The organism is Luteibacter sp. ME-Dv--P-043b (assembly GCF_030209605.1).
GTDB lineage: Bacteria > Pseudomonadota > Gammaproteobacteria > Xanthomonadales > Rhodanobacteraceae > Luteibacter.
The window spans coordinates 1-25,870 of sequence record NZ_JARVRT010000046.1; the positions used below are offsets into that span (position 1 = coordinate 1).

A 25,870-nucleotide genomic window follows, 5' to 3' on the forward strand; every position below is an offset into this window, starting at 1 on the left:
TAGGAGCGCACGATGTGCGCGAACCAGATACACGGCCGCGCTAGCGGCCTTTCCTTGATGGGTCGCCACAGGCGTGGCCCCGAGGGTGGCACCCGCCGGCTCTTGCTCCAAGACCCAAGGCCAAACGCGATGCCGAAGGCGAGCCCCGCCCACGAAATCACGATCAACGTCCGCAACTGGGATCTACAACCAACCAAGTTGCGCGACGCAACAAATCCCGGCATGATCGGACTTCCATTTTTCGTGACCCTGCCGTGTCCCATACCGTCTACACCGCCGTCGTCTTCACCAGCGCCCGCATGGCCGCAGGAATGACCTCGCGTGCTCGTCGACCGTACATCGGACATTCGGCCGGGTAGGCTGTCGCGCGCATTTCATCTGCATCGACTAAAAAACCCGGCCCCGTGCCGGGTTTTTTCGTTTCCGATTCCTGCCACTCCACCCACGGCCCCCGGGCCACCGACCGATCTGGACTGCCATGACCGTTCGCCACTTCCTCAACACCCAGGATTACAGCCGCGCCGAGATCGACGCCCTGCTCGCGCAGGCCGCCGAGTTCAAGCGGTCGCCGCAGGGCCAGCAGCTGGCTGGCAAGTCGATCGCGCTGTTGTTCTTCAATCCGTCCATGCGCACTCGCACCAGCTTCGAACTGGGTGCCTTCCAGCTCGGCGGGCACGCGGTGGTGCTGGCGCCGGGCAAGGACGCGTGGCCGATCGAGTTCGAGGTCGGTACGGTGATGGACGGCGATACGGAGGAGCACATCGCCGAGGTGGCCCAGGTGCTGTCGCGCTATGCCGACATCATCGCCGTGCGCGCCTTCCCGAAGTTCGTCGACTGGCAGGTGGATCGCCAGGACATCGTGCTGAAGGCGTTCGCACGCTACGCCACCGTGCCGGTGATCAACATGGAGACGATCACCCATCCTTGCCAGGAGCTGGCCCATGCCATGGCCCTGAAAGAGCACCTGGGCGACCTGCAGAACAAGAAGTACGTGCTGACCTGGACCTACCATCCCAAGCCGCTCAACACGGCCGTGGCCAACTCGGCGCTGATGATCGCGACGAAGATGGGCATGGACGTGACCCTGCTGTGTCCCACGCCCGAGTACGTCCTGGACGAACGCTACATGGACTTCGCGAAGCAGAATGCCGCCGAGAACGGTGGGTCGCTGCAGGTGTCGCACGATATCGAATCGGCCTACAGCGGCGCGCATGTGATCTACGCCAAGAGCTGGGGTGCCATCCCGTACTTCGGCCGCTGGGATGAAGAGAAGGCCATCCGCGACGCGAACAAGCACTTCATCGTCGACGAGGCCAAGATGGCGCTCACCGACCGTGGCCTGTTCAGTCACTGCCTCCCGTTGCGCCGGAACATCAAGGCGACCGACGCGGTGATGGATTCGCCGGCATGCATCGCCATCGACGAGGCGGAAAACCGTCTGCACGTCCAGAAGGCCGTCATGGCCTCGCTCATTTCGCACGCGTCGGGCGCCAGGTCCGGCCTCGGTTTCTGATTCGTCCTTCCCCTTGTCCCTTACCCCTTTTCCCGGAGCCAGCATGTCCAGCAAAGATATCGTCCTCGCCTTCTCGGGCGGCCTCGACACCAGCTTCTGCGTCCCCTACCTGATGGAGCGCGGCTATGCCGTGCACACCGTGTTCGTCGACACCGGCGGCGTGTCCGCGGAGGAGCGCGAATACATCGAGCAGCGCGCGACCGAACTGGGTGCCGCTTCGCACCGCACCGTCGACGCGTCGCAGGCGATCTGGGACAGCTTCGTCACGCCGCTGATCTGGGCGGGCGAGTTCTACCAGGGCCAGTATCCGCTGCTGGTGTCGGATCGCTACCTCATCGTGAAGGCATCGCTGGAGCGTTGCGACGAACTGGGCACCAAGCTGTTCGCGCACGGCTGCACCGGCATGGGCAACGACCAGGTGCGCTTCGACCTGACCGTGCGTGCGCTGGGCGATTACACCATCGTGGCGCCGATCCGCGAGATCCAGCGCGAGCACACCCAGGTGCGTGCCTACGAGCAGGCCTATCTGGAAGAAAAGGGCTTCGAAGTCCGCGCCAAGACCAAGCACTACACGATCAACGAGAACGTGCTGGGCGTGACCATCTCCGGCGGCGAGATCGATGCATGGGAAATCCCGGGCGAGGGTGCGGTCGGCTGGTGCGCACCGCGTGCCGAATGGCCGTCCGAACCGCTGCGCATCGAGCTGGGCTTCGAGAAGGGTGTGGCTGTCTCGCTCGATGGCAAGGCGGCGACGGGTCCGGAGATCCTCGCTTTCCTCAACCGCGAACTGGCGAAGTACGGCGTGGGCCGCAGCCTTTACACGGGCGACACCAACATCGGCCTGAAGGGCCGTATCGTGTTCGAAGCGCCGGCACTGACCGCGCTTCTTACCGCGCACCGCGCGCTCGAAGAAACCGTGCTGTCCAAGCAGCAGAACCGCTTCAAGCCGGAGATCGGCCGCAAGTGGACGGAAGTGGCCTATGAGGGCTTCTTCAACGACCCGATCAAGGCCGACCTCGAGGCCTACCTGGTCTCCACCCAGCGCAAGGTCGACGGTAAGGTCATCGTCGAGACCCGTGGCGGTTCCATCTACGCGGTGAAGGTCGAATCGAAGAACCTCTTGCATTCGTCCAAGGCGACCTACGCACAGGCGGCCGACTGGGGCGTGGCCGAGGCCGAGGGCTTCATCAAGCTCTACGGCATGAGCTCGACGATCTGGGCGGAAGTCGACCGCGCCAACGGGAACTGATCCACGACCATGGACAAGCTTCTCGACGACACCCTGACCCATCTGCGTGCGCTGGTCGGTTTCGACACGCGCAATCCGCCGCGTGAGATCGGCACCGACGGCATCTTCGACTACCTGCGCGCCAACCTCCCGGGGTTCGATGTGCAGGTTACCGATTTCGGCGCGGGCGCGGTCAATCTTTACGCCGTGCGCGGTACGCCGAAGTACCTGTTCAACGTGCACCTGGATACCGTGCCGGATTCGCCGCACTGGACGGCGAGCCCGCACGAACTGCGGGTGACCGAAGACCGCGCAATCGGCCTGGGCGCGTGCGACATCAAGGGCGCCGCCGCGGCGCTGGTCGCCGTGGCCAACGCCACGCAGGGCGACATGGCCCTGTTGCTGTCCACGGACGAGGAAGCCAACGACGCCCGCTGCATCGACGGCTTCCTGAAGACGCCGCGCGACTACGAGGCGGTCATCGTCGCCGAGCCGACCCAGGGCGAGGCGGTGCTGGCGCACCGGGGCATCCTCTCGGTGCAGATGCGTTTCCAGGGCCGGGCAGGGCATGCCTCGGGCGACCAGAAACCGTCCGACAGCGCACTGCACCAGGCCACCCGCTGGGGCGCCGCCGCGCTGGACCACGTGCAGGCGCTGTCACACGAGCGCTTCGGTGGCCTGACGGGCCTGCGCTTCAACATCGGCAAGATCGAGGGCGGCATCAAGGCGAACGTCATCGCCCCCACGGCGGACGTGCGTTTCGGTTTTCGGCCGCTGCCCTCGATGGACGCCGATGCCCTGCTGGAGACCTTCCGCACGCTGGTCGATCCGGCGCCGGTGGAATACGGCGAAACCTTCCGCGGCGATTCGCTGCCGGCGGGCGACGTCGCCACGGCCGAGACCCGTCGGCTGGCCGCTCGCGATGTCGCCGACGAGCTGGGCATCCCGGTGGGCAATGCCGTGGACTTCTGGACGGAAGCGGCGCTGTTCTCCAAGGCCGGCTACACCACCTTCGTCTACGGCCCGGGCGATATCGCCCAGGCGCACACGGCAGACGAGTGGGTCCTCCTCGAACAACTGGCTGCCTATGCCAGGACCATCCATCGGATCGTCGACAGTGGAATCTAACCAACATACCCGCAAGACCATCGTGCGCCTGCTGTCCTCCATGGGCAGCGCACGTGAGATCCAGCAATACCTCAAGCGTTTCTCCCAACTGGACGCCGCGCGTTTCGCCGTGGTCAAGGTCGGCGGCGCCGTCCTGCGCGACGACCTGCCGGCACTGACGTCCTCGCTGTCCTTCCTGCAGCAGGTGGGCCTGACGCCCATCGTGCTGCACGGCGCGGGTCCGCAGCTGGACGAGGAACTGGCCGCCGCCGGGATCGAGAAGAAGACGGTGAACGGCCTGCGGGTGACCTCGCCGGAGGCGCTGGCCATCGTGCGCCGGGTGTTCCAGGCGCAGAACCTGCGCCTGGTCGAGTCGCTGCAGGAAGCCGATACGCGCGCCACCTCGGTGCCTTCGGGCGTGTTCGCCGCCGAGTTCCTCGACCAGGCCACCTTCGGCCTGGTGGGGCGCGTGCGCGAGATCAACCTCGCGCCGATCGAGGCCAGCCTGCGTGCCGGGTCCATCCCGGTGATCGCCAGCCTGGGCGAAACCGACGCGGGGCAGATACTCAACATCAACGCCGACTTCGCCGCCAACGAACTGGTGCGCGTGTTGCAGCCCTACAAGATCGTGTTCCTGACGGGCACCGGTGGCCTGCTGGACGGCGAGGGCACGGTGATCGATTCGATCAACCTGTCGACCGAGTACGACCAGTTGCTCAAGCAGCCCTGGCTGCACTCGGGCATGCGCCTGAAGATCGAGCAGATCAAGGACCTGCTGGACGACCTGCCGCTGACTTCTTCGGTATCGATCACGCGCCCGGCGGAACTGGCCAAGGAACTGTTCACCCACAAGGGCTCCGGTACGCTGGTCCGCCGCGGCGAGCGCGTGTTGCGTTTCGAGTCGTGGGAGGGCGTGGACAAGGCGCGGTTGCGTGAGCTGATCGAATCCAGCTTCGGGCGCAAGGTGGTGCCGGATTACTTCGAGCGCACCGACCTCTACCGCCTCTATGTCTCGGAGAACTATCGCGCGGCGATGGTGCTCACCCAGGACGAAGGCTTCGCGTACCTCGACAAGTTCGCGGTGCTGGACGACGCGCAGGGCGAAGGCCTGGGGCGTGCCGTGTGGCAGGTGATGCGCGACGAGAACCCGAAGCTGTTCTGGCGTTCGCGCCACGGTAACGTCATCAACCATTTCTATTACGCGGAGTCCGACGGCTGTTTCAAGCAGTCGCGCTGGAAGGTGTTCTGGTACGGCCTGGACAACTTCGCGGACATCGAACGCTGCGTGGCGCATTGCGCCACGCGCGTCCCCACCCTTCAGGACTGAGCGGTCATGGCAAGCAAGACCATCGGCATCGTCGGCGCGCGCGGCCACACCGGCGCCGAGCTGATCACACTCGTCGCGAACCATCCCGGCCTCGAGCTGGCCTTCGTCTCGTCGCGCGAACTGGCGGGGCAGCCGCTCGCCGACCACAACGAGGCCTACAAGGGAACCCTGGCGTTCGGCAACCTCGATCCGGCCGCGGTGGCGGAGCAGGGGGTGGACGTGGTGATCCTGGCCTTGCCCAACGGCAAGGCGGCACCGTATGTCGAGGCGATCGACAAGGCCGGCGGTTCGACGGTGATCGTCGACCTGTCGGCGGATTACCGCTTCGACGAGCGTTGGTACTACGGCTTGCCCGAACTCTACCGGGACCGCTGGCGCGGCGAGAAGCGAATCAGCAACCCCGGTTGCTATGCCACTGCGATCCAGGCATCCATCGCCCCGATCAAGGACCTGCTGGCGGCACCGCCGGTGTCGTTCGGTGTCTCCGGCTATTCCGGTGCGGGCACCACGCCCTCGGACCGTAACGATCCGGAAAAGCTGCGCGACAACCTCATGCCGTACGCGCTCACCGGGCACATGCACGAGAAGGAAGCCAGCCGCCACCTCGGCATGCCGGTGGAATTCATGCCGCACGTCGCGCCGCATTTCCGCGGCCTGACGGTAACGACCAACCTCTACCTGGCCAAGCAGGCCAGACGGGAGGATATCGTCCGTCGCTTCGAGGCGCGCTACGAGAAGGAAAAGCTCATCCATGTCGTCGACGAGGCGCCGTGGGTCAGCCAGGTCGCCAACCGGCACCATCTCGACGTGGGTGGTTTCGCGCTGTCCGTCGACGGCCGTCGCGTGGTCGTCGTGGCCACGCTGGACAACCTCCTGAAGGGTGCGGCCACGCAGGCCCTGCAGAACGTCAACCGTGCGCTCGGCTTCGACGAGCTCACCGCCATCCCGCTTTAAGGACCCTACGATGACCCAGCCGCTCTGGCAGAAATCCGGCATCCAGGTGGACGCGAAGATCATGCGTTTCCTCGCCGGCAACGACGTGGTGCTCGATCGCGAGTTCTTCCTGCACGACATCACCGCGAGCAAGGCGCACGTCGAGGGCCTGGCGAATATCGGCGTGGTGTCGCACGACGAGCGCGATGCCCTGCTGCGCGAGCTGGACGCGCTGGCGGCCGACTTCTCGGCCGGCACGTTCGTGCTCGACGACCGTTTTGAGGATGGTCACTCCGCCATCGAGGCACGCCTGACCGAACGCCTGGGCGATGCCGGCCGCCGCGTGCATACGGGGCGCAGCCGCAACGACCAGGTGCTGGTGGCGACGCGCCTGTGGCTGAAGGAAAAACTCTCGACGCTGGAAGCGCTCTGCCGCCGTATCGCCGAGGTCTGCCTGGAGCGCGCAGCGGGCGATGCGCTGCCAATGCCCGGGTACACGCATATCCAACGGGCGGTGGTGTCGTCCACCGGCATGTGGTTCGCGGCGTTCGCCGAGGCGTTCATCGACAACACCCTGCGCGCGAAGCAGGCGCTGGCGCTGATCGACGCCAACCCACTGGGCACCGCCGCGGGCTACGGCGTCAACGTGCCGCTGGATCGCGCCCATACCACGGCGGCCCTCGGCTTCGCCCGCATGCAGGTCTCGCCGATCTACGCGCAGCTCTCGCGCGGCAAGTTCGAGATGGCCGCGCTGGACGCGGTGGGCACGGCGTTGCTCGACACGCGCCGCCTGGCCTGGGACCTGTCGCTGTTCACCACGGCGGAGTTCGACTTCGTGGCGCTGCCGCCCGAGTACACCACGGGTTCGTCGATCATGCCGAACAAACGCAACCCCGATGTGGTGGAACTGTTGCGCGCCAGCTATGCCAGCGTGGCCGCCGCGCGCACCGAGATCGAGCAGCTGCTGTCGTTGCCCTCGGGCTACCAGCGTGACCTGCAGTTCTCGAAGGGTTCGCTGTTCCACGGTTTCTCGATGGGCCTGGGTGCCCTCGACCTGCTGCCGGACATGCTTGCGCGTTTCGAATGGAAAGCGGACAAGATGCGCGCCGCGATCGAGCCGGCGATGTACGCCACCGACGTCGCGATCGAGCAGGCCGTGGCCGGTGTGCCATTCCGCGATGCGTACCGCGCCGCCGCCGAAACCGCCGCCTCGGCCGGCGACGGCCGCACGCCCGAATCCAGCCTCGCCGCCCGCACCTCCCCGGGCGCCGGCCACGATCTGATGCTCGCCACCCTCCACCAAAGGCTCGCCACCCTAGGCTCGCCACCTCGCGACTCGTCACCTCGCGACTCGTCACCCTGATGTAGGAGCGCACGATGTGCGCGAACCCTCATGCTGCATTTCGCGAATGAGGCCGTAAATCTAAAAATCAAAGGCGGTTAAGCACGTCCCCTATCCCGAACGACAATGCAACCTCAAGCAATAACGCCATCTCATCGCGCACATCGTGCGCTCCTACACGTAACAACGCACCCTCCACCAACAACGCACCGCCATCGCGCACATCGTGCGCTCCTACACAGCCCATATCACCCTGGAGACTCCATGGCTGGCGGCTTCAACGAGCAACCCTTGCCGACGTGGCGCCGCGCCGTGCTCAAGGTGGGCAGCAGCCTGCTGACGACGCCAGCAGGCGCGCTCAGCGGCGAGCATGCGGAAGGCTTGGCGGCCTTCGTGCGCGCCAGCCGTAGCGCCGGTCGCGAGGTGGTGATCGTATCGTCCGGCGCGGTCGCGGCCGGGCGGGGTTTTGCCGCGCCGGAGCGCGCCGCAGGGCTGACCGGTCGCCAGGCGCTGGCCGCACTGGGCCAGACACGGTTGATCGCGTTGTGGCAGGGGTTTTTCGACGCGCCGGTGGCGCAGGTGCTGCTCACCCACGACGACCTGCGCAACCGCCGCCGCTACGTCAACGCGCGTTCCACCCTGCGCGAGCTACTCGCGCTCGGCGCCATCCCCGTCATCAACGAGAACGACACAGTGGCGGTGGACGAGCTGAAACTGGGCGACAACGACAACCTTGCGGCGATCGTGGCGGCCTTGGTCGATGCCGACGTGCTGTTCATCGCATCGGACATCGGCGGCCTGTACACGGCCGACCCGCGCACCGATGCCGACGCGCAACCCATCGACGGTGTCACGGCAGTCACTCCGGCGCATCTCGCCAGCGCGGGCGGAGCGGGCACGGCGGCCGGCACGGGTGGCATGCGGACCAAGCTGGAAGCTGCCGGCAAGGCCGCGGCGGCGGGTATCGAGACCGTGCTGTTCAACGGACGCGACCCTGCCTGTGTGGCGCGCCTGGCCGATGGCGTGCTCACCGGCACCCGGCTGCACGCACCGGGCATGCCGTTGGCGGCGCGCAAGTACTGGCTGCGCCACACCCCTACGGCAGGCCGCATCGTGGTCGACGAGGGCGCGGCACGCGCGGTGCGCGAGCGTGGCGCCTCGCTGCTGCCCGGAGGCGTGTCGGCCGCGACAGGCGATTTCGCACGTGGCGACGTGGTCGAGATTGCCGAGGACGACACTGTTTTCGCCCGCGGCATCGCACAGTATGCCGCCGTCGATATCCGGCGTATCGCGCGCCGCCATACGCGCGATATCGAGGTATCGCTCGGCTACAGTTACGGCGAGAACGTCGTCCACCGTGACGACTTGGTCGTCCTTCCCGTATGAACGAGGCCACCATGACGCTTACCCTGCGCGAGCGCGCGCTTGCCTGCCGCGATGCGGCGTCCGCCATCGCGTCCCTCGACACGACGGCCAAGCGCCACGTGCTGGCCGCCATGGCGGATGCGCTGGAGGCGGCCGTGCCCACGATCCTCGCGGCCAACGCGACCGACATGGCTGCGGCGCGCGAGGGTGGTACCGTGGCGGCCATGCTCGATCGCCTGCGTCTGGACGACGAACGGGTGCTCGCCATCGCGCGGGCCATGCGCGACGTGGCCACGCTACCGGACCCGGTCGGCCTGATCACCCGTCGCGAAATACGGCCCAACGGCATCGAGGTGCAGCGCGTGCGCATCCCCCTCGGCGTCATCGCGATGATCTACGAGGCGCGGCCCAACGTCACCGCCGATGCGGCCGCGCTTTGCCTGATGGCCGGCAATGCGGTAATCCTGCGCGGCGGCTCCGACGCGATGCAGTCGAACATCGCCATCGCCGACGTGCTGCGCGGCGCGCTGCGCGATGCGGGCCTGCCGGAGGCCGCGCTCACGCTGATCGACGATCCGCGCCGCGAAACGATGATCGAACTGCTGCAGCTGGTGGACATCGTCGACCTGGCGATTCCGCGCGGCGGTGAAGGCCTCATTCGCTTCGTGGCGGAGCACGCGCGTGTGCCGGTCATCAAGCACTACAAGGGCGTCTGTCACCTCTATATCGATCGCGACGTGGATCACGACCTGGCCCTGCGCCTGCTGGTCGACGGCAAGACGAGTCGTCCCGGCGTGTGCAATGCGCTGGAGACATTGCTGGTCCACCAGGAGGCTGCCGCCGCATTCCTGCCACGCGCGATCTCGCGCCTGCGCGAGCTGGGCGTGCAGGTGCGTGGCGATGATGCGACGCGCGCGCTGGCAGAGGGCGTGGTGTCCGCTTCAGAGGACGACTACGCCGCCGAGTTCCTGGACCTGGTCATCGCCGTGCGGGTCGTCCCGACGATCGATGACGCCATCGCGCACATCCGTCGCTATGGTTCCGACCACACCGAAGTGATCGCCACGCGCGACACTGCGGCGGCCGCGCAATTCATTCGTGCCATCCGCTCGGCGGTGGTCATGGTCAATGCGTCGTCGCGCTTCAGCGACGGCGGTGAGCTGGGGCTGGGCACGGAGATCGGTATCTCGACCACGCGCCTGCATGCCTATGGCCCGATGGGCGCGGAGTCGTTGACGGTGGAGCGGTTCGTGGTGCGCGGGGCGGGGCAGGTCCGCCATGCGGAAAGCACGGCGGGCTGAGTCGGGAGCTAGACGCTCAGACCAGCCGACCCAGTTCCGCGCGAATGCGCTCCGATACATCGCACATGGCCGACCAGGCGCGCTCCAGGGCGTCGGCAAGCGCCTCGCGATCCAGGGCGACCGTCTCGGCGCGGCTGCCCTCGTCGGGCATGTATTCGATCAGCACGCGTCGACCGTCGATCCACGCCTGGTCGCCGGCCAGGAAAAGTGGATCCTCGAAGCTGCCCGTGCCGGGTTCGGGCGGCATCGCGAAAGCGGTTCGACCGTCGTGGGGGGCGCGACGCAGCAGGTCGATCGCGCGCACGTAGGAGCCGTCGTCCTCGTCCAGCTCGATATCGATGCTGTCCATGGCTGAACCGGCATACAGTTCCACGCTGCCGACGAAGATCGCCTGCGTGGCATACCCATCGAGACGGGTGCGCTTGTCCATCAGCACACGACGCAAGGCATCCACATAGCGTGTCGTCGCCTCCGGATGTTCACGCAGCCACACACTGCTGACGTCTTCGATCGCCGTGATGTGGCCGTTCACGCGTGCCTCGACGCCACGATGCGAGACGGTGGCCGGACGATCGGGCAGGGGCACCGGAAGACCGCCCGCGCGAAGCCCGAACATCACCCGCCCAGGCGCCGTCCGCAACCAATGGGTCACCGCCTGCACGGCAAACCCGTCGCCGCGTTCGCTGTACGGTGCCGGGAACAGTTCCTGCTCGCTCATGCCTGCGTGCCGCGCCAGGCTTCGATGGCCTCCACCGCACCGAGGCAGTCGGCGAAGCGGTTGTACAACGGCGTGGGCGAGAGGCGGATGACATCGGGCTCGCGCCAGTCGCCGATGATGCCGTGTTGTTCGAGGTAACCGAACAGGTCGCGCCCGGCTTCGCGCCCGGCACGCACGCGTATGGACAACTGCGCGCCCCGCTGCAGCGGATCGGCGGGCGTCACCACATCCAGCGTGTCGTCCAGGCGGGTGCGGATCAGCCATTCGAGATAACCGGTGAGGCGGCGGCTCTTTTCCACCAGCCTCGGCATGCCGCCGGCCTGGGTGAAGATATCCAGGGACGCGCGCAGCGGCGCCAGTGCCAGGATCGGTGGGTTGGACAGCTGCCAGCCATCCGCGCCCGGCGTGGGAACGAACTGCGGGCCCATCTGGAAACGCGTGCCCTTGTCATGGCCCCACCAGCCGGCGAAGCGCGGCACGTCGGCGTGGGCGTGGCGCTCGTGCACGAAGCAACCGGCCACGGCGCCCGGGCCGGCGTTGAGGTATTTGTATGTGCACCAGACGGCGAAGTCCGCGCCGCTGTCGTGCAGGGCCAGCGGCAGGTTGCCCACGGCGTGCGCGAGGTCGAAGCCTACCTTGCAGCCCTGGGCATGGCCCAGGCGGACGATGGTGGCCAGGTCGAACACCTGGCCGGTGCGGTACTGCACGCCCGGCAGCATGATGAGGGCCACGCGGTGGCCGTGCTCGGCGATGGCCCGTTCGATCGACTCGGCCGACAAGGTGCCGCCCGGGCCATCGGGCGTCAGCTCGATCAGGTCGGTGGCTGGATCGAACCCGTGGAACCGGACCTGCGATTCCAGCGCATAGCGATCCGTCGGAAAGGCGCCGGCCTCCATCAGGATGGCGGGGCGCTCCGCGGTCGGCCGGTAGAAGCTCACCATCATCAGGTGCAGGTTCACGCCGAGCGTGTTCATCGCTACCACTTCGTGCGGCTGCGCACCGACCACCAGCGCCATCGCGTCTCGCACGTACTCGTGGTAATGCATCCATGGCGAGCGGCCACGGAAATGGGCTTCCACAGCGAGGTCGGCCCAGTCGGCCAGCTCGGCCTCGATCGCCGTGCGCACGCTCTTGGGTTGCAGGCCGAGCGAGTTGCCGCAGAAATACAGGCTGTCCCCGCCGGCATGCGGCGGGATGTGGAACGCGTTGCGGAACGCACGCAGCGGGTCGTTCGCGTCCTGGGCGTCGGCCCACGCGCGGGTCGCTTCAAAACCGGTCATACGAAAAGCCTCGGGTACATCAGGAGGGCATGCGGGCGGCGAGTTCGGCACAGCCCTTGTCGAAACCGGCGCTCCATTTCGCGTCGCCGGCGGGGCGTGCGCAGCGCAGCTGGATGGCATAGCCGCCGCTGTAGAAATAACGCTCGTAGTACTCGAGTGTCACCGTGCCTTCCCGGGCCTTGTAGACGTTTTCGGTGGGGCCGGCGGGTTTGCCCGCCGCGTAGTCCTTCAGGCCGGACGCGCGGCTGCGCATGTTGCCCGAAAACTGCTGGAACCCGTTGAGGTTGGGCACCTTCTGCAGCGTTACCGAGACACGGGCGACCGTGGCGTCGGCGGCATTGGCACCGGGTACCTGGAAGATCTGCGTCTCGGTCTCGCCCTGCGACTGCATGATCGGGATCCAGCTGTCGGGCACGCTGAAACGGATGGCGCCCTCGGCCATCGATACCTCGGCGGCGCCGATGGCGGGACTGGCCAGCAACAGGCCTAGCAGGAGGGCAGGCACGGAGCGGTTCACGGTACGGATTCCCCAGGTCCAGCGGCGGTGCCGCGCGATGCACGCATTCTTGCACAGCACCACGTCACGTCACGCGGGTACGGGGTCCATCTCGAAGCGGGACAGCGGCACCCCCAGCCATGCCAGCGCGGTGCCGTGGAACAGCCTGGCCCGGTCGGTGTCGTCCAGGCGCAGCGCGTCGATGCCGCTGCCGGGCTCCTGCTCGCCCAGCGGGAACGGGTAGTCCGTGCCGAGCATGACGCGATCGGTGCCGGCGGTGGCCAGCAGGTAGCGTAATGCGGCCGCGTCGTGAACGCAGGAATCGAAGAACAGGCGCGTGAGGTACTCGCGCGGGTTGCGCGGGTTGTCGGTGGCGACCAGGTCGGGGCGCATGCGGAAGCCGTGTTCGATGCGTCCGATGGAATACGGAAAACTGCCGCCGCCGTGGGCCAGCATGACGCGCAGCGCGGGCAGGCGTTCCAGCACGCCACCGAAGATCAGCGCACACGCGGCACGCGCCTGTTCGGCCGGCATGCCCACCAGCCAGGGCAGCCAGTATTTGGGCATGCTCTCGCTGCCCATCATGTCCCACGGGTGGACCAGCACGGCGGCGCCGAGGTCGGCGGCGGCCTCGAAGAAGGGAAACAGCTCCGGCGCGTCCAGGTTCCAGGCGTTGCAGTGCGAACCGATCTGCACGCCCTGCAGGCCGAGTTCGCCGATGCAGCGCTCCAACTCGCGAATGGCCAGCTCGGGTGCCTGCAACGGCACCGTGCCGATACCGGCGTAATGCCGGGGATGGGCCTGGCAGACCTCGGCCATGGCATCGTTGAGGTGGCGGTGCAGCTCCAGCGCGTGATGGCCGCGGGCCCAGTAGGAAAACATCACCGGCACGGTCGAGACGACCTGGACGTCGACACCGAAGCGCGCGTAATCGGCGATGCGCACCTCGGCATCGAACGCCGTCTCCCACACTTCGCGGAAGAACTTCCCGTCCTTGTAGATGCGATGGTGGCCGCTCGCATGGGTCATCACGGGAAAGCGGTCGTCGCCGTAGCGGGCCGCCAGATCGGGCCAGTCACGAGGCAGGATATGCGCATGCGTGTCGATCTTCAGCATGGCCGGAGTGTAGCGCCGGCCCGCGGACAAGGCCTCTGGCGGTGCAGCAATCCCGCGTCGGCTCAGGCCGGGGTGACCGACCGCCGGGTGACCACGTGCGCGATGGTGTCGACGTTGTCGGTGAGGCGGTCGGTCAGGCGCTCCAGCGCGCCCGCCAGCTCGCGATCGGTGGCGCGCCCCAGCGAGGCCATCAGGTGGCGCTGGTGCTCGCGCAGCAGGGGCGGCACGGCGATGCCCTCCGTGCGGGTCAGGGCCTCGGCCTGCGCGCGCAGCGCGACGGCGGCCTCGTGCACGAACGGTCCCACGTGTGCCCAGGCTTCCGGCACCTCGTCCCCGTCGATCAGGGATTCCAGTGCCATCGCCGTACGCGCCAGGCGGTTGCCGTTGGCGAACAGGGTTTCCGCCAGTTCCAGCAGCACGGCCGGCGTGCCGGGCTCGGCGCGCATGCGGTCGACCGACGCCTGGGCATTGGTGCGGGCCGTACGCGTCGCCGTGCGCACCTCATGACGCGTGCCCCGATCGGCCGGGACCACCAGGGCGTCGAGGTAGTCGGCGTAGGCGCGGAGCATGGTCGACAGCGACGTGCGTGCCTGGTGGCGCTCCCACGACGGCCACAGCAGGTAGGCCAGCAGCGCCAGCCCGCTGCCCAGTACGGTATTGAGTACCCGGTCGGCCATGGCCGCGTTGGGGTCCACGCCCTCGAACGACAGCAGCACCACCACGGTGCCGGTGAGGGCGGCCACCGCGATGCCGTAGTGCGCGACGGCGAGGTAGCGGAACCCGACGCACAGCACGCCCATCACGGCCAGGTGGGCCCACGCCACGTCCGGGGTCAGGCGCAGCACGAAGGTCGTCAGCAGCAGGCCCAGGATCGTGCCGACCACGCGCAGCAGCCCGAAGCTGAAGGTGGCGGCGAAATCCGGGCGCAGCACGATGGCGGCTGTCATCGGTAGCCAGTAGCCGTGCGGCAGGGCGAAGTGGCGCGACACGGCGAAGGCCAGGGTAAGCACCACGGCGCAGCGCACCGAGTGACGGAAAGCGACGGAGCCGGGCGTCAGGTTGGCGCGCAGGGTGGCCAGCGCCGAGCCGCTGCGCAGGGTTTCCGGCAGTGCGGTTTCCGCGCGTTGCGCGCGTTCCTCGCCGCGCGAGCCGGCCCAGTTGGTGTTGCGCACCGCGGCGGCCAACTGGCCGGACAAGGCCCGGATATGCCCGCCCAGCCCCGTGCCGGTCGAGCCGGCGAGCAGGGCGCGCTCGCTGGCCTGCAGCGTGGCCAGGGCGCGCTCGGCACGCTGCGGCGGCTCGGCCGCATCCAGGGCGTCCGCCGTGGCGTCCAGCACCCGCGCGGCATCGGCACGGAACATGTCGCCCATGCCGTCGCGACGGGCGTCCAACTCGGCCATGGCGATCAGTTCGAGACGGATGCGCTCGGCCAGTTCCAGCAGCACCCGGAAGGCTTCCATGGCACGGCCGTGCGCATGGTGGCGGCCCAGCAGCGTGGTCTGCAGCGTGTTCATGGCATCGGCCAGCGCCGGTGCCTCGCCGTCCTTCTGCGGCTTGCGCGCCAGGTCGGCCAGCCCGCGGTACACCACGGCCAGGGCCAGTCGCTCGGGCCGATAGCGCTGCAGCGGCCAGGCGGCGACGGAGAACGCGGCCAGCAGCATGCCGCCGGCGAAGATCAGGGCGCCGCCGCTGAGCGCACCGATGAGATCCTTCGGCGTCGCCGCGGTGATGACCAGCAGCAGCATGCTGGTCATGCCGACGCGGGCGATGTCCGGGCCGAACACCACCAGCATGCCGCCGAGGAAGCCGCAGACCAGGCAGGCCAGGCACATCGGCCCCACCCAGTCGCCGATCAGGAAACCGACCAGCGAGGCCGCACCCGCGGCCAGCGCCGCGAGGAACAACCGGCTGAGCCGTTGCTGGTAGGGGCCCGGCTGATCGGAGAACATCGTGTCGAGCGCGCCGGCGGCCACGCCCAGGCCGATCTCCGGATACCCCAGCAGGATGCCCAGGGCCATGGGCAACACCACGGCCGCGGTGTTGCGCAAGGCCACGCGCACCGGTACGTCGGGCCGCTTCGTCCGGATCAGCGTATCGATGACACTGGCACGAAACGAATAGCGGCCGTTCATGGCATGGGCGCGTCGACGACCCTTACGCGCGGCCGGCGAATTCGCCGGTCAGCGTGTTGACGGTAACCTTCTCGCCGGTGGTGATGTACTCGGGCACCTGGATCTCGACGCCGGTCTGCAGCGTGGCGGGCTTGGAGCGCTTGGTGGCGCTGGCGCCCTTCATCTCGGGCGCGGTGTCGGTCACCGTGAGCACCACGGAGGTCGGCACCTGCAGGCCCACCGGCGCATCGTCGATCACCTGGATGTAGTAGCCCTCCAGGTCTTCCACGACATAGCCGGCGTTGTCGCCGACCACGGCGGCGTCCAGCGTGTACTGGGTGTAGTCCTCGTCGTCCATGAAGACGAACGCGTCGCCATCCATGTAGGAGAACTTCGCCTGGCGGCGCTCCAGCGCGACTTCCTTCAGTTCGTCGTCGGCGCGCACGCTCAGGTCGAACTTGCGGTTGCCCGGGATGGAATACAGCGTGAAGCGATACGTGACGTTGCCGCCGCGCGCGGACGGCGCACTGCGTTCGATGTCGCGGACCTGGTAGACGGTGCCGTCGTTCTCGACGACGTTACCCTTTTTGACTTCGGATGCTTTCATGGCGTTCGACTTCGATGTCGTGGAATGGAGTGGGGTGAAGGAAGGGGATTACTTCGGGGCGAGGCGGACGCCGCCGTCGAGCCGGATCGTTTCGCCGTTGAGGTAACGGCTGGCGAGGATGAAGGCCACCGTGTCGGCGAATTCCTCCGGCTTGCCCAGGCGCGACGGGAACGGGATCGATGCCGACAGCGACTCCTGCACCTGCGGCGGCATGCCGTCGACCATCGGCGTCCAGAAGATGCCGGGCGCGATGGTGTTCACGCGGATACCGAACCGGGCCAGCTCGCGCGCCATCGGCAGCGTCATGCCGACCACGCCACCCTTGGAGGCGGAGTACGCGGCCTGGCCGATCTGGCCTTCGTACGCTGCCACCGAAGCGGTGTGGATGATGACGCCGCGCTCGCCGTCGTCGCCGGGCGGATTGGCCTGCATCAATTGGGCGGCGGCCTTGGCCACGTTGAAGCTGCCGACCAGATTGACCATGACGGTGGTGCTGAAGGTGGACAGCGGCATCGCGCCTTCCTTGCCCAGCACGCGGCCCGCGCCCAGGATGCCGGCGCAGTTGATCACCGCGTTGAGGCTGCCCATGGTTTCGCTGGCGGCGGCGATGTTGGCGACCACGCCGTCTTCCGAGGTGACGTCGGTGCGGCGGAACGATGCCTGAGATCCCAGCGCTGCGGCGGCGGCCTGGCCCTTTTCCTCGTTGACGTCGAAAAGCGCGACCTTCGCGCCGGCCTCGACGAGACGCTTGGCAACGGCGTGGCCGAGACCGGATGCGCCGCCGGTAATGACGGCCCTGACCTGTTCGAGCTGCATGGAAACTCCGCGGAAGCGACTGGCAAAGAGGCCCATCTTAGCCGAGGCACCGCGGCTTGGCGTTGTGCGGGAGCACACGGCCGCGGTGCATGCGATCAGCGTTCGGCGAGGAACGCCTGCATGCGACCCGACGCCACCAGGGTGGCGAACGGGACGACGGGTGACGGCGGGTTTTCCGGCGCGCTGAGGAAGAGGCTCCATACGCCGACGTCCCACCACCGGCCGAGCTTGTAACCGGCGCTGGGCCAGACGCCGGCCGGCGTGAAGCCCATCGACGCATGCATGGCTACGCTGGTATCGCCCGGCAGCGTGATCACGCCCACCGCCTGATTGATGCCTTGCAGGCGCATCGCGTCCAGCAGCGCGCCATACAGGCGCCGGGCGATGCCGCGGCGGCGCGCGTCCTCGTGCACGTAGATCGAGGTTTCGGCGACCCAGTCGTAAGCGGCGCGTTCGCGGAAGCGTCCCGCATACGCATAGGCCAGCACCGTGCCGTTTTCCTCCCACACCAGCCAAGGGTGGCTGGCCATGCGTGCGGCGATGCGGCCGCGCATGGCCTCGACACCGGGCAGTTCGGTCTCGAAGGTGATCGCGCTGCGTTCGATCACGGGCGCGTAGATGGCATGGCAGGCAGCGGCGTCGGCCTCGTGGGCGATACGTATCACAGGGGCTTTTCCATGAAGATGCTGGACGGGTTGGCGTGATGATCGCCGAAGGGCGGGCAGCGACGGTAGCCCGAACGCTCGTAGAGTTCGATCGATTCGGTCTGTGCCACGCCGGTTTCCAGCTTCACCCGTGTACCGCCACCGGCGCGCACCTGCCTCTCCAGCGCTTCCAGCATCTGCTTGCCCAGGCCCATGCCGCGGCAGGCGGGCACCACGTACATGTATTTCAGTTCGACATAGCTGCCCTGGTCCACGCAGGCACCGCAGGCCAGCGGCTGGCCGTCCACGCGCGCCGTCATGAAGGTGGTGTCGGGCCGGCGGAGATTTTCCACGCCGACCGCCTGGGGCAGGGGATGGCGATAGAGATCGGACAGGTAGCCGTGCAATTGTTCAATCAGCGGCAGCACGTCGTCCTTGCCCGGATCGTCGATGCCGAACACCAGCGACGGCGGCTTCGGCGCCACGATCAGGTCGCCGTCGTTGAGGCTGCGCAGGAAGAAGCGGTCGCAGCTGAAATGGCCCGTGCCGCCCATGGGGGCGTCGATGCGCGTGAAGCCGTGCCGGAAATACACCGCCTGCGCGGCATCCATGCCGGTCAGTGTTTCAAGGTAGCAGCGCGAGAAGCCGGCGCGCCGCGCGGCATCCAGGCAGGCGCGCATGACGTTGGACGCGGCACCGATGCCGCGCGCCTCTGGCAGGAAATACATCTTGCGCAGTTCGCAGGTTTCGTCGTCACCGCCCTCCAGTGGCGCGATGCCGGCGCCGCCGATGGCGCGACCGCCCTTGTCCACCACGAAATACGCCGCGCGTGGCCGCGCGTAGGCGGTGGACATCGCGTCGACTTCGGCATCGTGGATGGCGAAGCCCGGCCCGTCGGCACCGAATTCCGGCATGACATGACGGATGACCGCGGCGATGTCGGCATCGTCGCGGGGCTCGATGGGGCGGATGAGGTAGTCGGCAGGCATCCCCCGATGCTGCCCGATCGGCGGCGGAAGCGCCAACCGGGCGTCCGCCCGTGCCGGAGGTCAGGCCGCGGTGCGGGCCCGGGTCACGCGACTGGCGGTTTCCTTGCCCAGCTGGCCGGCCAGCCAGGCGCCGGTATCGACCAGGCGGTCCAGGTCGACGCCCGTGGTCATGCCCATGCCGTGCAGCATGTAGATCACGTCCTCGCTGGCCACGTTGCCGGTGGCGCCGCGCGCGTAGGGGCAGCCGCCGGTGCCCGAAACCGCGCTGTCCACCACGCGCACGCCTTCCTCGAGGCAGGCGAGGATATTGGCCAGCGCCTGCCCGTAGGTATCGTGAAAATGCACGGCGAGCGACGCCATGGGCACCTCCGCCGCCACGGCGCGGAGCATCGCACGCGCCTTGGCGGGCGTGCCGACACCGATGGTGTCGCCCAGCGACACCTCGTGGCAGCCCAGCTCGTGCAGGCGACGCGCGACACGGACCACGTCGGCCACCGGCACCTCGCCCTGGTAGGGGCAGCCGAGCACGGTGGATACGTAACCCCGCACGGCCACGCCGTCCGCTCGGGCCCGCTCCATTACCGGTACGAAGCGATCGATCGACGCATCAATGGAGGCGTTGATGTTCTTCTGGTTGAACGCTTCCGACGCGGCGGTGAACACCGCGACTTCCGTGGCGCCGACCTCGCGCGCTCGCTCGTATCCCTGCAGGTTGGGCACCAGCACGGGGTAGACCACGCCGGGCGCCTTGTGGATGCCCTGGAATACTTCTGCGGCATCGGCCAGCTGCGGTACCCAGCGCGGGCTGACGAAGCTGGTGGCTTCGATGGTGGCCAGCCCGGTCGCGGAGAGGCGATCGATCAGCGCGATCTTCACCTCGGCGGCCAGCATGGTTTTTTCGTTCTGCAGGCCGTCGCGTGGCCCGACCTCGACGATGCGGACGTGGTTGGATGCGGTCATGGAAGGGTTCCGGTCAGGCGGGTTCGGCGAAGCGGACGAGCACGGCATCGGCGTCGACGAAATCGCCTTGTACTGCCGAGACGCTCTCGATGGTGCCGGCGCGCGGTGCCTTCAAGGCGAGCTCCATCTTCATCGCCTCCATCACCATCAGCTCCTGCCCTTCCTCCACCACGTCGCCCGCGGCCACACGCACCAGCACCACGCGACCCGGCATCGGTGCCGCGAGATGACGCGCGCCGGCGGAATCGGCGCCGGCCCAGGCATAAGCCGGCGCACGGGTGAAGGTCCAGCGGCGTCCCTGTCCGTCGTGCAGGCGGACGCGATCGCCGTCGACCGCCAGGGGCACGCGGCGGCTCTCGCCGTCGAAACGGGCCGACAACACGCCGTGGTCCCGCCGTGCGCCGGCGACCGTGCATGACGCCTCTCCTTCGCGCAGCACGTAGGCGCCGTCGTGGCCGTGCGCCTCGATCTCGTGGCGTACGTCGCCCTGCATGAGCGCGACGACGCGCTTGCCGTGATGCCCGAGGCGCCAGGCGTCGGCCTTTGCCCAGGGCGAGTGGGGATCGCCGGCGGCCCCGGCGACGCCGGCTTCGTCGGCCAGCAGCACCGCGGTGGCGGCGGCGAACCGTTCGATGTCGGCCGGCTGGTCGTTACCGACGAGGAACTGCTCGAGGTGCCGGTCGAGGTAACCGGTGTCGATCCGCCCCTCTACCACCACGGGATGGCGCACGAGGCGTTCGAGGAAGGCGACGTTCGACTTCGGGCCGACGATGTCCGTGGCCGCCAGTGCCTCGCGCAGCCGCTCCATGGCCTGCGCGCGGGTGCGGTCGTGGACGATCAGCTTGGCGATCATCGGGTCGTAGAAGATGGTCACGATGTCACCGGCGATCACGCCGCCGTCCAGGCGAACGTGTTGCGAGGGCGGCGGCAGGGTCAGCGACAGTAGCTTGCCCGAGCCGGGCAGGAAGCCGGCTTCCGGGTCTTCCGCGTAAAGCCGAACCTCGATGGCGTGGCCTTCGGCACGGATGTCCTCTTGGGCCAAGGGCAGGGGCTCGCCCGCGGCGACCCGCAGCTGCCACTCCACCAGGTCCAGCCCCAGGGTTTCCTCGGTGACCGGGTGCTCCACCTGCAGGCGGGTGTTCATCTCCATGAAGAAGAACTCGCCGTTCTGGCCGACGATGAATTCCACGGTGCCCGCGCCTACGTAATCCACGGCACGCGCGGCGGCCACGGCGGCGGCACCCATGCGTGCACGACGAGCCTCGTCGAGGAAGGGCGACGGTGTTTCTTCCAGTACCTTCTGGTAGCGCCGCTGCGCGGAACACTCACGTTCGTTCAGGTGGACGATGTTGCCGTGGGTGTCGCCGAACACCTGGAACTCGATGTGGCGCGGATGTTCGACGTAACGCTCCAGGATCACCCGCGTATCGCCGAACGCGTTGGCCGCCTCGCGCTGCGCGGACGCCAGCGCCTCGGCGAACCCGGCGGCGTCGTGCACGATACGCATGCCCTTGCCGCCACCGCCGGAGGCCGCCTTGATCATCAGCGGGAAGCCCGTGCGCGCGGCCTCGTCGGCGAGGTGGCCGGGATCCTGGTCGGCGCCGTGGTAGCCGGGCACCAGTGGCACCGCGTGACGCTCCATCAGTGCCTTGGCGGCCGCCTTGGAGCCCATGGCGTCGATGCTCTCCGGACGCGGCCCGATGAACACGATGCCGGCGGCGGCGCACGCACGCGCAAAATCGGTGTTTTCGGAGAGGAAACCGTACCCCGGATGGATCGCCTGGGCGCCGCTGCGTCGCGCTACCTCGATGATCGCGTCGCCACGCAGGTAGGACTCGGCCGGCCGCGGTCCCCCGATCGGCCAGGCCTCATCGGCCAGCCGTACGTGCTGGGCATCCGCGTCGGCGCTGGAATACACCGCGACCGTACGGATGCCGAGGCGGCGACAGGTCCGGATCACGCGGCAGGCGATCTCTCCGCGGTTGGCGATCAGAATGCACTCGAACATGCGGCTCCCGGCGAGCTGGACAGGGTGGGGAAAAGCGGAAAAATTAGCAGATCGCGGTGCGGCGAAGGGTTGCGGCGCAGCATGCTCCGATTCCGTGGATTTGCACGCGGGCGGCGGGTCGCCTAGCCTTGAGGGTTCGGGAAGGCGCCTTCATGTCTTCCCTTTCCCCCTCCCAGCGAGAGAATTTCATGCAGATCGCCAACCGCCACGCCGTTTCCTTCCATTACACGCTGACCGACGACCAGGGCAACGTCGTCGACAGCTCGGACGGTCGCGAGCCGCTGGCCTATATCCATGGCGAAGGCCATATCGTGCCCGGCCTCGAGAAAGCGCTGGAAGGCCGTTCGGTCGGCGACCAGTTCAAGGTCGACGTCGCTCCCGAGGAAGGCTACGGCGTCCGTCACGAGGAACTGATCCAGGTGGTGCCGCGCGCGGCGTTCCAGGGCGTGGAAGACCTCCAGCCGGGCATGCAGTTCCAGGGTCGCAACGACCAGGGCAGTATCAACGTCACGGTCAGCAAGATCGAGGGCGACAACGTCACCGTCGACGGCAACCACCCGCTCGCCGGCCAGACGCTGCACTTCGCCGTCGAGATCACCGATGTGCGCGATGCTACCGAGGACGAACTGGCCCACGGCCATGTCCATGGCGCGGGCGGTCACCAGCACTGAGGGTGATGGGGCGGGGCGTGCGTCTGTCGCGCGCCCCGGCCTGGTTCGATCGCGAGCGTCTTGAGGATCGCGCACATCGTGCGCTCCTACACCGAATGTGGCGCGGATTTGATCGCGCGCATCGTGCGCTCCTACACGCGACGCTTGGTAGGAGCGCACGATGTGCGCGAATCAGCCACCCTCAGACTCAATACCAGTCGAGCAACGACACACCCACGCCCAGATACGTCGCGCGGTGGTTGTAGTCGATCATGCTTTCGCCATACCCGTTGAACACTTCCACGTAGCCACGCAGGTTGTTCACTACCGGGAAGCTCCAGGTGCCGCGCAGCGAGCCGTGTGAGCGGTCGCCCGTGCGGAAGGAATGGCGGCCGGTCAGCGAGAACTCCTGGCGACCCACCTCGTGCACGACGGTGATTTCGCCGCGGCCCATGTAATCCTTGATATCCGGGTTGTCATCGTCCTTGCGCGCTTCCGGGATGCGCCACCAGGGGCGCAGCATGATGACCCAGCCCTCGCGCTCCAGGCCGATGTCGGCCACCACGCGGTTCCAGCTGCGCGACAGCGGGTCGGCGCGTCCGTTGGACTGGTGGTTGATGCCGATGCTGGCCAGACGGCCGTTCCAGCCGAAGAGGTTGTAGTTGGTGTTGAACACCAGCAAGGCCTCCGGCTCGTAGTTGGTTTCGCGGAACGGACGCGAGTTGTCCTTGTTGTACACCTGCCAGCGGGACGACTGCGTGTAACCCACCCACACGTCGCCGTTGTCGCCGAACAGGTTCTCGGCCACCTTGGTCTTCATGCTGATCTGGAATTTCGCCTCGACGTTGTCGAGGTTCTGCGGCGTCGTGACGGTGTGGTCCGGCGCGGGCGTGTGTGGCGTGGTGTTCTGCTTGTTCGTACCGAAGAACGGCAGGACATAGGTCGGCTTGTAACCACGCAGGTTGAACGTGCCCAGCTTGCTCTCGGGCGACAGCTCCCAGCGGCTGTCCAGCAGCGAAAGCGGACGCGGCACGTCGCCCGAATTGCGCGTGGCCAGGTCGACGCTCATGGATTCACCCTTGGGATCTTCCTTCTTCGCCGCCGTGGTCATGTTCGGTCGGCCCACCGCCTTGTCGTAGCAGAGCAGCCGCTGCGAGTCGGTTTCGATACCCGAGCAGGCGCGAATATCCATCGGGCTCGGATTCTGCGCAAAGGCGAGGCTCGCCTGCAGACAGGCGTAAGCGCCGAAGGCGCCGGCGGCGGCGTGGATTCGTTTCATCGTACGGAGACTCCCTGAGCCGGTGACTGCCCGGCGAGCGGAAGTGTATCCGTGACAAATGTGAAAAACGTGCATGTGCGCGAATACTCAAGGAAACGGCCCGACATGCGGGCCGTTTCCTTGGCGCGGGATAGAACGTGTTTACTGTCCGCTGGCGCCCGACTTGGTCACCCACTTCTGGTACTCAGCCTTCGAGACGCGGCCGTCGCGGTTGGCGTCGGCGTACTGGAAGTCGTTAGCCAGCAGCGGGAACGCCGAAGCCTGCGTCGGGCTGATCGAGCCCTTGCCGCCCGAGAGCGTCGCGAAATCCGGTGCCGGACCCGACGGCTTGGCCGGTGCGGGACTGCTGTTCACCACAACCTGGCCAGCGCCCTGCGGTGCGTGCATGGAGCGTTCCATCGCACCGGCTTCGCCACCCGGCGGGGGCGGGGGCGGGGCATCGCCCGGACGGGGCGGCGGCGGAGCATCACCGGGGCGCGGCGGCGGCATGTCGCCCGGGGGCGGCGGAGGCGGCGCATTGGCGGCGGGCGGCGGCATGGCCGGGTCCTGCTGCTGCATCGTGCCCGGTGCCGTGTCCGAGGGGGGCGGCGGCGGAGGCGTGGCCTCACCGGCCGGCGGAGGCGGCACGCGGCCCGGCGGCGGAACGTCCTGTGCAAAAGCGGCACCGGCCAGCAACAACGAAGCGCCCAGTGCGGCAGCGCGAATATGCGTCTTCATATAAGCCTCCTTAGTAACGGTGGTCGGATCGCCACGGATCGTCGATCCGCAGCATCGTTCCCGACGCTACCAAGGAGAGATTTAACGGCGGCACAATTACGAAAGGCCCTGCACCGCGCCGTCACGCCCATCCGACAGGACGTGCACGGCGCTGGTGGATGACTCTCGAAAACTCAGCGCGTGGAGGCCGGAGCCGGCGTGTCGGCGCACGACTTCCCGTGCAGCGCGTCCTTCAACTGGCTGGCCAGCGATGCGCAGCGCGCGCCCAGTTGACCGCGCATGTCCGGGTCCTGCGACTGGCGCAGCAGGCTGGTACGCATCATGTCGTAGCGGCTGTCGATCTGGTCGCGCGCGAAGATGCCGGCGGCGAGGTGGCAGCTCTTGTAGCTGGCCAGGTATTCGTCACAGGCGGCGATACCCGTGCTGTCGGGCAGGGGGGCGTCCTTGGTGGCGGTCGCGGTGCGGCTGGTCGTCCGGGAGGTCGAGCCGCTGGTCGTGGTGGAGGTGACACGCGGCTTGCTGGAGGAGCTGCTCGCGGGTGTCGAGGACACGGTCGTGCGGGTGTTGCCCGACGTCGTCCTGGCGTTGTGATCCGCGCACGCCGCCAGCGCCAGGGCGCCGATGAGAAGCGGAACGAGTCGGATGCTGGAGTGGTTCATGGAGCGGTCCCCCTTGGTTAGAACGTGAGCGGATGGTAGGTGAGATCGCTGTGCTTTTGCGACCGCCCGCAAGCATGTGCGCCGATACCGTGAAAGTTACGTCAGTGAGCCGACTACGGATGCGGCCTGAGCGGCATCGCTATTTGTGACATTGCGCTGTATAGTCGCCGGACTGTGTTTGCCGGGGTCATAGAGTCAGTTTGACCCGATGCAGCTGATCACGTATCCGCAACATCGCTTCGCTCCTCGCGTTTCCTTGCACACCAGTTAGGCGGCAGCTATTTCAAGTTGCCGGTTTTATTCGTAAAAATTGTTTTGGAGTGTTTCTATGTCGGATCGTGAAATCGGCACCGTCAAGTGGTTCAACGACGCCAAGGGCTTCGGCTTTATCTCCCGTGAGAACGGCCCGGACGTGTTCGTGCACTTCCGCGCCATCCAGGGTAACGGCTTCAAGTCCCTCGCCGAAGGCGAGAAGGTCTCCTTCAAGGTCGTCAACGGCCAGAAGGGTCTGCAGGCTGAGGAAGTCCAGAAGGCCTAAGCCTTCGGATATCCGAGCTGCATAAGAAAGGCCGGGCGGCGACGCCCGGCCTTTTTTTGTGGGCGAATGGCTCGCCTTCGGCATCGCGTTTAGCCTTGGAGCCTTGGGCACTGGAGCAAGAGCCGGCGGGTAGCCCCCTCGGTGCCACGCCTGCGGCGACCCGTCA

Annotated in this window: 24 protein-coding genes and 1 pseudogene; 10 read left to right on the top strand and 15 right to left on the bottom strand. The window is 67.5% G+C overall.

Going from position 1 to position 25,870, the window contains the following annotated elements:
* The first annotated feature begins 478 nt into the window (after nt 1-478).
* From QRN34_RS18620 to QRN34_RS18655, 8 genes are all read left to right on the top strand, one after another.
* Nucleotides 479-1,513 (top strand): N-acetylornithine carbamoyltransferase, encoded by a 1,035-nt coding sequence (locus tag QRN34_RS18620; RefSeq protein ID WP_285406891.1) that lies wholly within the window; start codon nt 479-481, stop codon nt 1,511-1,513.
* 43 nt (nt 1,514-1,556) lie between these two features.
* Nucleotides 1,557-2,762, top strand: a complete 1,206-nt coding sequence (locus QRN34_RS18625; RefSeq protein WP_285406894.1) for an argininosuccinate synthase — start codon at nt 1,557-1,559, stop codon at nt 2,760-2,762.
* A gap of 9 nt (nt 2,763-2,771) precedes the next feature.
* Nucleotides 2,772-3,869 carry an acetylornithine deacetylase gene (locus tag QRN34_RS18630; protein WP_285406897.1) on the top strand — a complete coding sequence of 366 codons (1,098 nt, stop codon included), beginning with the start codon at nt 2,772-2,774 and terminating at the stop codon, nt 3,867-3,869.
* On the top strand, nt 3,859-5,175 hold the full coding sequence (locus QRN34_RS18635; protein WP_285406899.1) for an acetylglutamate kinase: 1,317 nt from the start codon (nt 3,859-3,861) through the stop codon (nt 5,173-5,175). Before QRN34_RS18630 ends, QRN34_RS18635 begins: the two co-directional genes overlap by 11 nt.
* 6 nt (nt 5,176-5,181) lie before the next feature.
* Nucleotides 5,182-6,129, top strand: coding sequence for an N-acetyl-gamma-glutamyl-phosphate reductase (gene argC / locus QRN34_RS18640; protein WP_285406901.1), 948 nt, complete (start codon nt 5,182-5,184; stop codon nt 6,127-6,129).
* Nucleotides 6,130-6,139: 10 nt separating this feature from the next.
* Nucleotides 6,140-7,471 carry an argininosuccinate lyase gene (locus QRN34_RS18645; protein WP_285406903.1) on the top strand — a complete coding sequence of 444 codons (1,332 nt, stop codon included), beginning with the start codon at nt 6,140-6,142 and terminating at the stop codon, nt 7,469-7,471.
* 243 nt (nt 7,472-7,714) lie between these two features.
* On the top strand, nt 7,715-8,836 hold the full coding sequence (proB, locus tag QRN34_RS18650) for a glutamate 5-kinase (protein ID WP_285406904.1): 1,122 nt from the start codon (nt 7,715-7,717) through the stop codon (nt 8,834-8,836).
* Nucleotides 8,837-8,847: 11 nt separating this feature from the next.
* Nucleotides 8,848-10,116, top strand: a complete 1,269-nt coding sequence (locus QRN34_RS18655) for a glutamate-5-semialdehyde dehydrogenase (protein ID WP_285406906.1) — start codon at nt 8,848-8,850, stop codon at nt 10,114-10,116.
* Between the two features lie 16 nt (nt 10,117-10,132).
* Here the strand turns inward: QRN34_RS18655 and QRN34_RS18660 are convergent, their stop codons facing one another.
* The 12 genes and pseudogenes from QRN34_RS18660 to QRN34_RS18715 form a co-directional block, all read right to left on the bottom strand.
* Nucleotides 10,133-10,834 (bottom strand): hypothetical protein, encoded by a 702-nt coding sequence (locus QRN34_RS18660; protein WP_285406908.1) that lies wholly within the window; start codon nt 10,832-10,834, stop codon nt 10,133-10,135.
* Nucleotides 10,831-12,114, bottom strand: a complete 1,284-nt coding sequence (kynU, locus tag QRN34_RS18665; RefSeq protein WP_285406911.1) for a kynureninase — start codon at nt 12,112-12,114, stop codon at nt 10,831-10,833. The genes QRN34_RS18660 and kynU overlap by 4 nt, the downstream gene beginning before the upstream one ends.
* Nucleotides 12,115-12,133: 19 nt before the next feature.
* Entirely contained in the window at nt 12,134-12,631 is a 498-nt protein-coding gene (locus tag QRN34_RS18670) for a hypothetical protein (protein ID WP_285406913.1), read from the bottom strand.
* A gap of 69 nt (nt 12,632-12,700) precedes the next feature.
* Nucleotides 12,701-13,726: an amidohydrolase family protein gene (locus QRN34_RS18675; RefSeq protein ID WP_285406916.1), complete on the bottom strand. Its 1,026-nt coding sequence runs from the start codon at nt 13,724-13,726 to the stop codon at nt 12,701-12,703.
* A gap of 62 nt (nt 13,727-13,788) precedes the next feature.
* Nucleotides 13,789-15,858, bottom strand: coding sequence for an FUSC family protein (locus QRN34_RS18680; protein ID WP_285406919.1), 2,070 nt, complete (start codon nt 15,856-15,858; stop codon nt 13,789-13,791).
* A 22-nt stretch (nt 15,859-15,880) separates the two neighbouring features.
* On the bottom strand, nt 15,881-16,444 hold the full coding sequence (yeiP, locus tag QRN34_RS18685) for an elongation factor P-like protein YeiP (protein WP_285406921.1): 564 nt from the start codon (nt 16,442-16,444) through the stop codon (nt 15,881-15,883).
* A 48-nt stretch (nt 16,445-16,492) separates the two neighbouring features.
* The gene (locus tag QRN34_RS18690) at nt 16,493-17,260 is read right to left on the bottom strand and encodes an SDR family oxidoreductase (RefSeq protein WP_285406924.1); all 768 of its coding nucleotides are present in this window, start codon (nt 17,258-17,260) and stop codon (nt 16,493-16,495) included.
* 95 nt (nt 17,261-17,355) lie between these two features.
* Nucleotides 17,356-17,925, bottom strand: a complete 570-nt coding sequence (locus tag QRN34_RS18695; protein WP_285406926.1) for a GNAT family N-acetyltransferase — start codon at nt 17,923-17,925, stop codon at nt 17,356-17,358.
* A complete protein-coding gene (locus QRN34_RS18700) occupies nt 17,922-18,389 on the bottom strand; it encodes a GNAT family N-acetyltransferase (RefSeq protein WP_285406940.1) in 468 nt (155 codons plus the stop codon). The genes QRN34_RS18695 and QRN34_RS18700 overlap by 4 nt, the downstream gene beginning before the upstream one ends.
* 18 nt (nt 18,390-18,407) lie before the next feature.
* Nucleotides 18,408-18,893: pseudogene (locus QRN34_RS18705) on the bottom strand (GNAT family N-acetyltransferase); the annotation flags it as partial.
* Nucleotides 18,894-18,953: 60 nt separating this feature from the next.
* Complete coding sequence (locus QRN34_RS18710; RefSeq protein ID WP_285406928.1) at nt 18,954-19,853, bottom strand: hydroxymethylglutaryl-CoA lyase; 900 nt, start codon at nt 19,851-19,853, stop codon at nt 18,954-18,956.
* Between the two features lie 13 nt (nt 19,854-19,866).
* On the bottom strand, nt 19,867-21,861 hold the full coding sequence (locus tag QRN34_RS18715) for a biotin carboxylase N-terminal domain-containing protein (RefSeq protein ID WP_285406930.1): 1,995 nt from the start codon (nt 21,859-21,861) through the stop codon (nt 19,867-19,869).
* Nucleotides 21,862-22,049: 188 nt separating this feature from the next.
* On the opposite strand from QRN34_RS18715, the gene QRN34_RS18720 reads away from it, so the two are divergent.
* The gene (locus QRN34_RS18720) at nt 22,050-22,532 is read left to right on the top strand and encodes a peptidylprolyl isomerase (RefSeq protein ID WP_036142876.1); all 483 of its coding nucleotides are present in this window, start codon (nt 22,050-22,052) and stop codon (nt 22,530-22,532) included.
* 187 nt (nt 22,533-22,719) lie between these two features.
* On the opposite strand, the gene QRN34_RS18725 is transcribed toward QRN34_RS18720, so the two are convergent.
* The 3 genes from QRN34_RS18725 to QRN34_RS18735 form a co-directional block, all read right to left on the bottom strand.
* Nucleotides 22,720-23,790 carry a phospholipase A gene (locus QRN34_RS18725; RefSeq protein ID WP_285406933.1) on the bottom strand — a complete coding sequence of 357 codons (1,071 nt, stop codon included), beginning with the start codon at nt 23,788-23,790 and terminating at the stop codon, nt 22,720-22,722.
* 141 nt (nt 23,791-23,931) lie between these two features.
* Nucleotides 23,932-24,507 carry an EF-hand domain-containing protein gene (locus QRN34_RS18730; RefSeq protein WP_285406935.1) on the bottom strand — a complete coding sequence of 192 codons (576 nt, stop codon included), beginning with the start codon at nt 24,505-24,507 and terminating at the stop codon, nt 23,932-23,934.
* Between the two features lie 173 nt (nt 24,508-24,680).
* Nucleotides 24,681-25,166 carry a hypothetical protein gene (locus tag QRN34_RS18735; RefSeq protein WP_285406937.1) on the bottom strand — a complete coding sequence of 162 codons (486 nt, stop codon included), beginning with the start codon at nt 25,164-25,166 and terminating at the stop codon, nt 24,681-24,683.
* Nucleotides 25,167-25,494: 328 nt separating this feature from the next.
* Here QRN34_RS18735 and QRN34_RS18740 point away from each other — a divergent pair, with 328 nt between their 5' ends.
* Nucleotides 25,495-25,704 (top strand): cold-shock protein, encoded by a 210-nt coding sequence (locus tag QRN34_RS18740; RefSeq protein ID WP_036111834.1) that lies wholly within the window; start codon nt 25,495-25,497, stop codon nt 25,702-25,704.
* Nucleotides 25,705-25,870 lie beyond the last annotated feature (166 nt).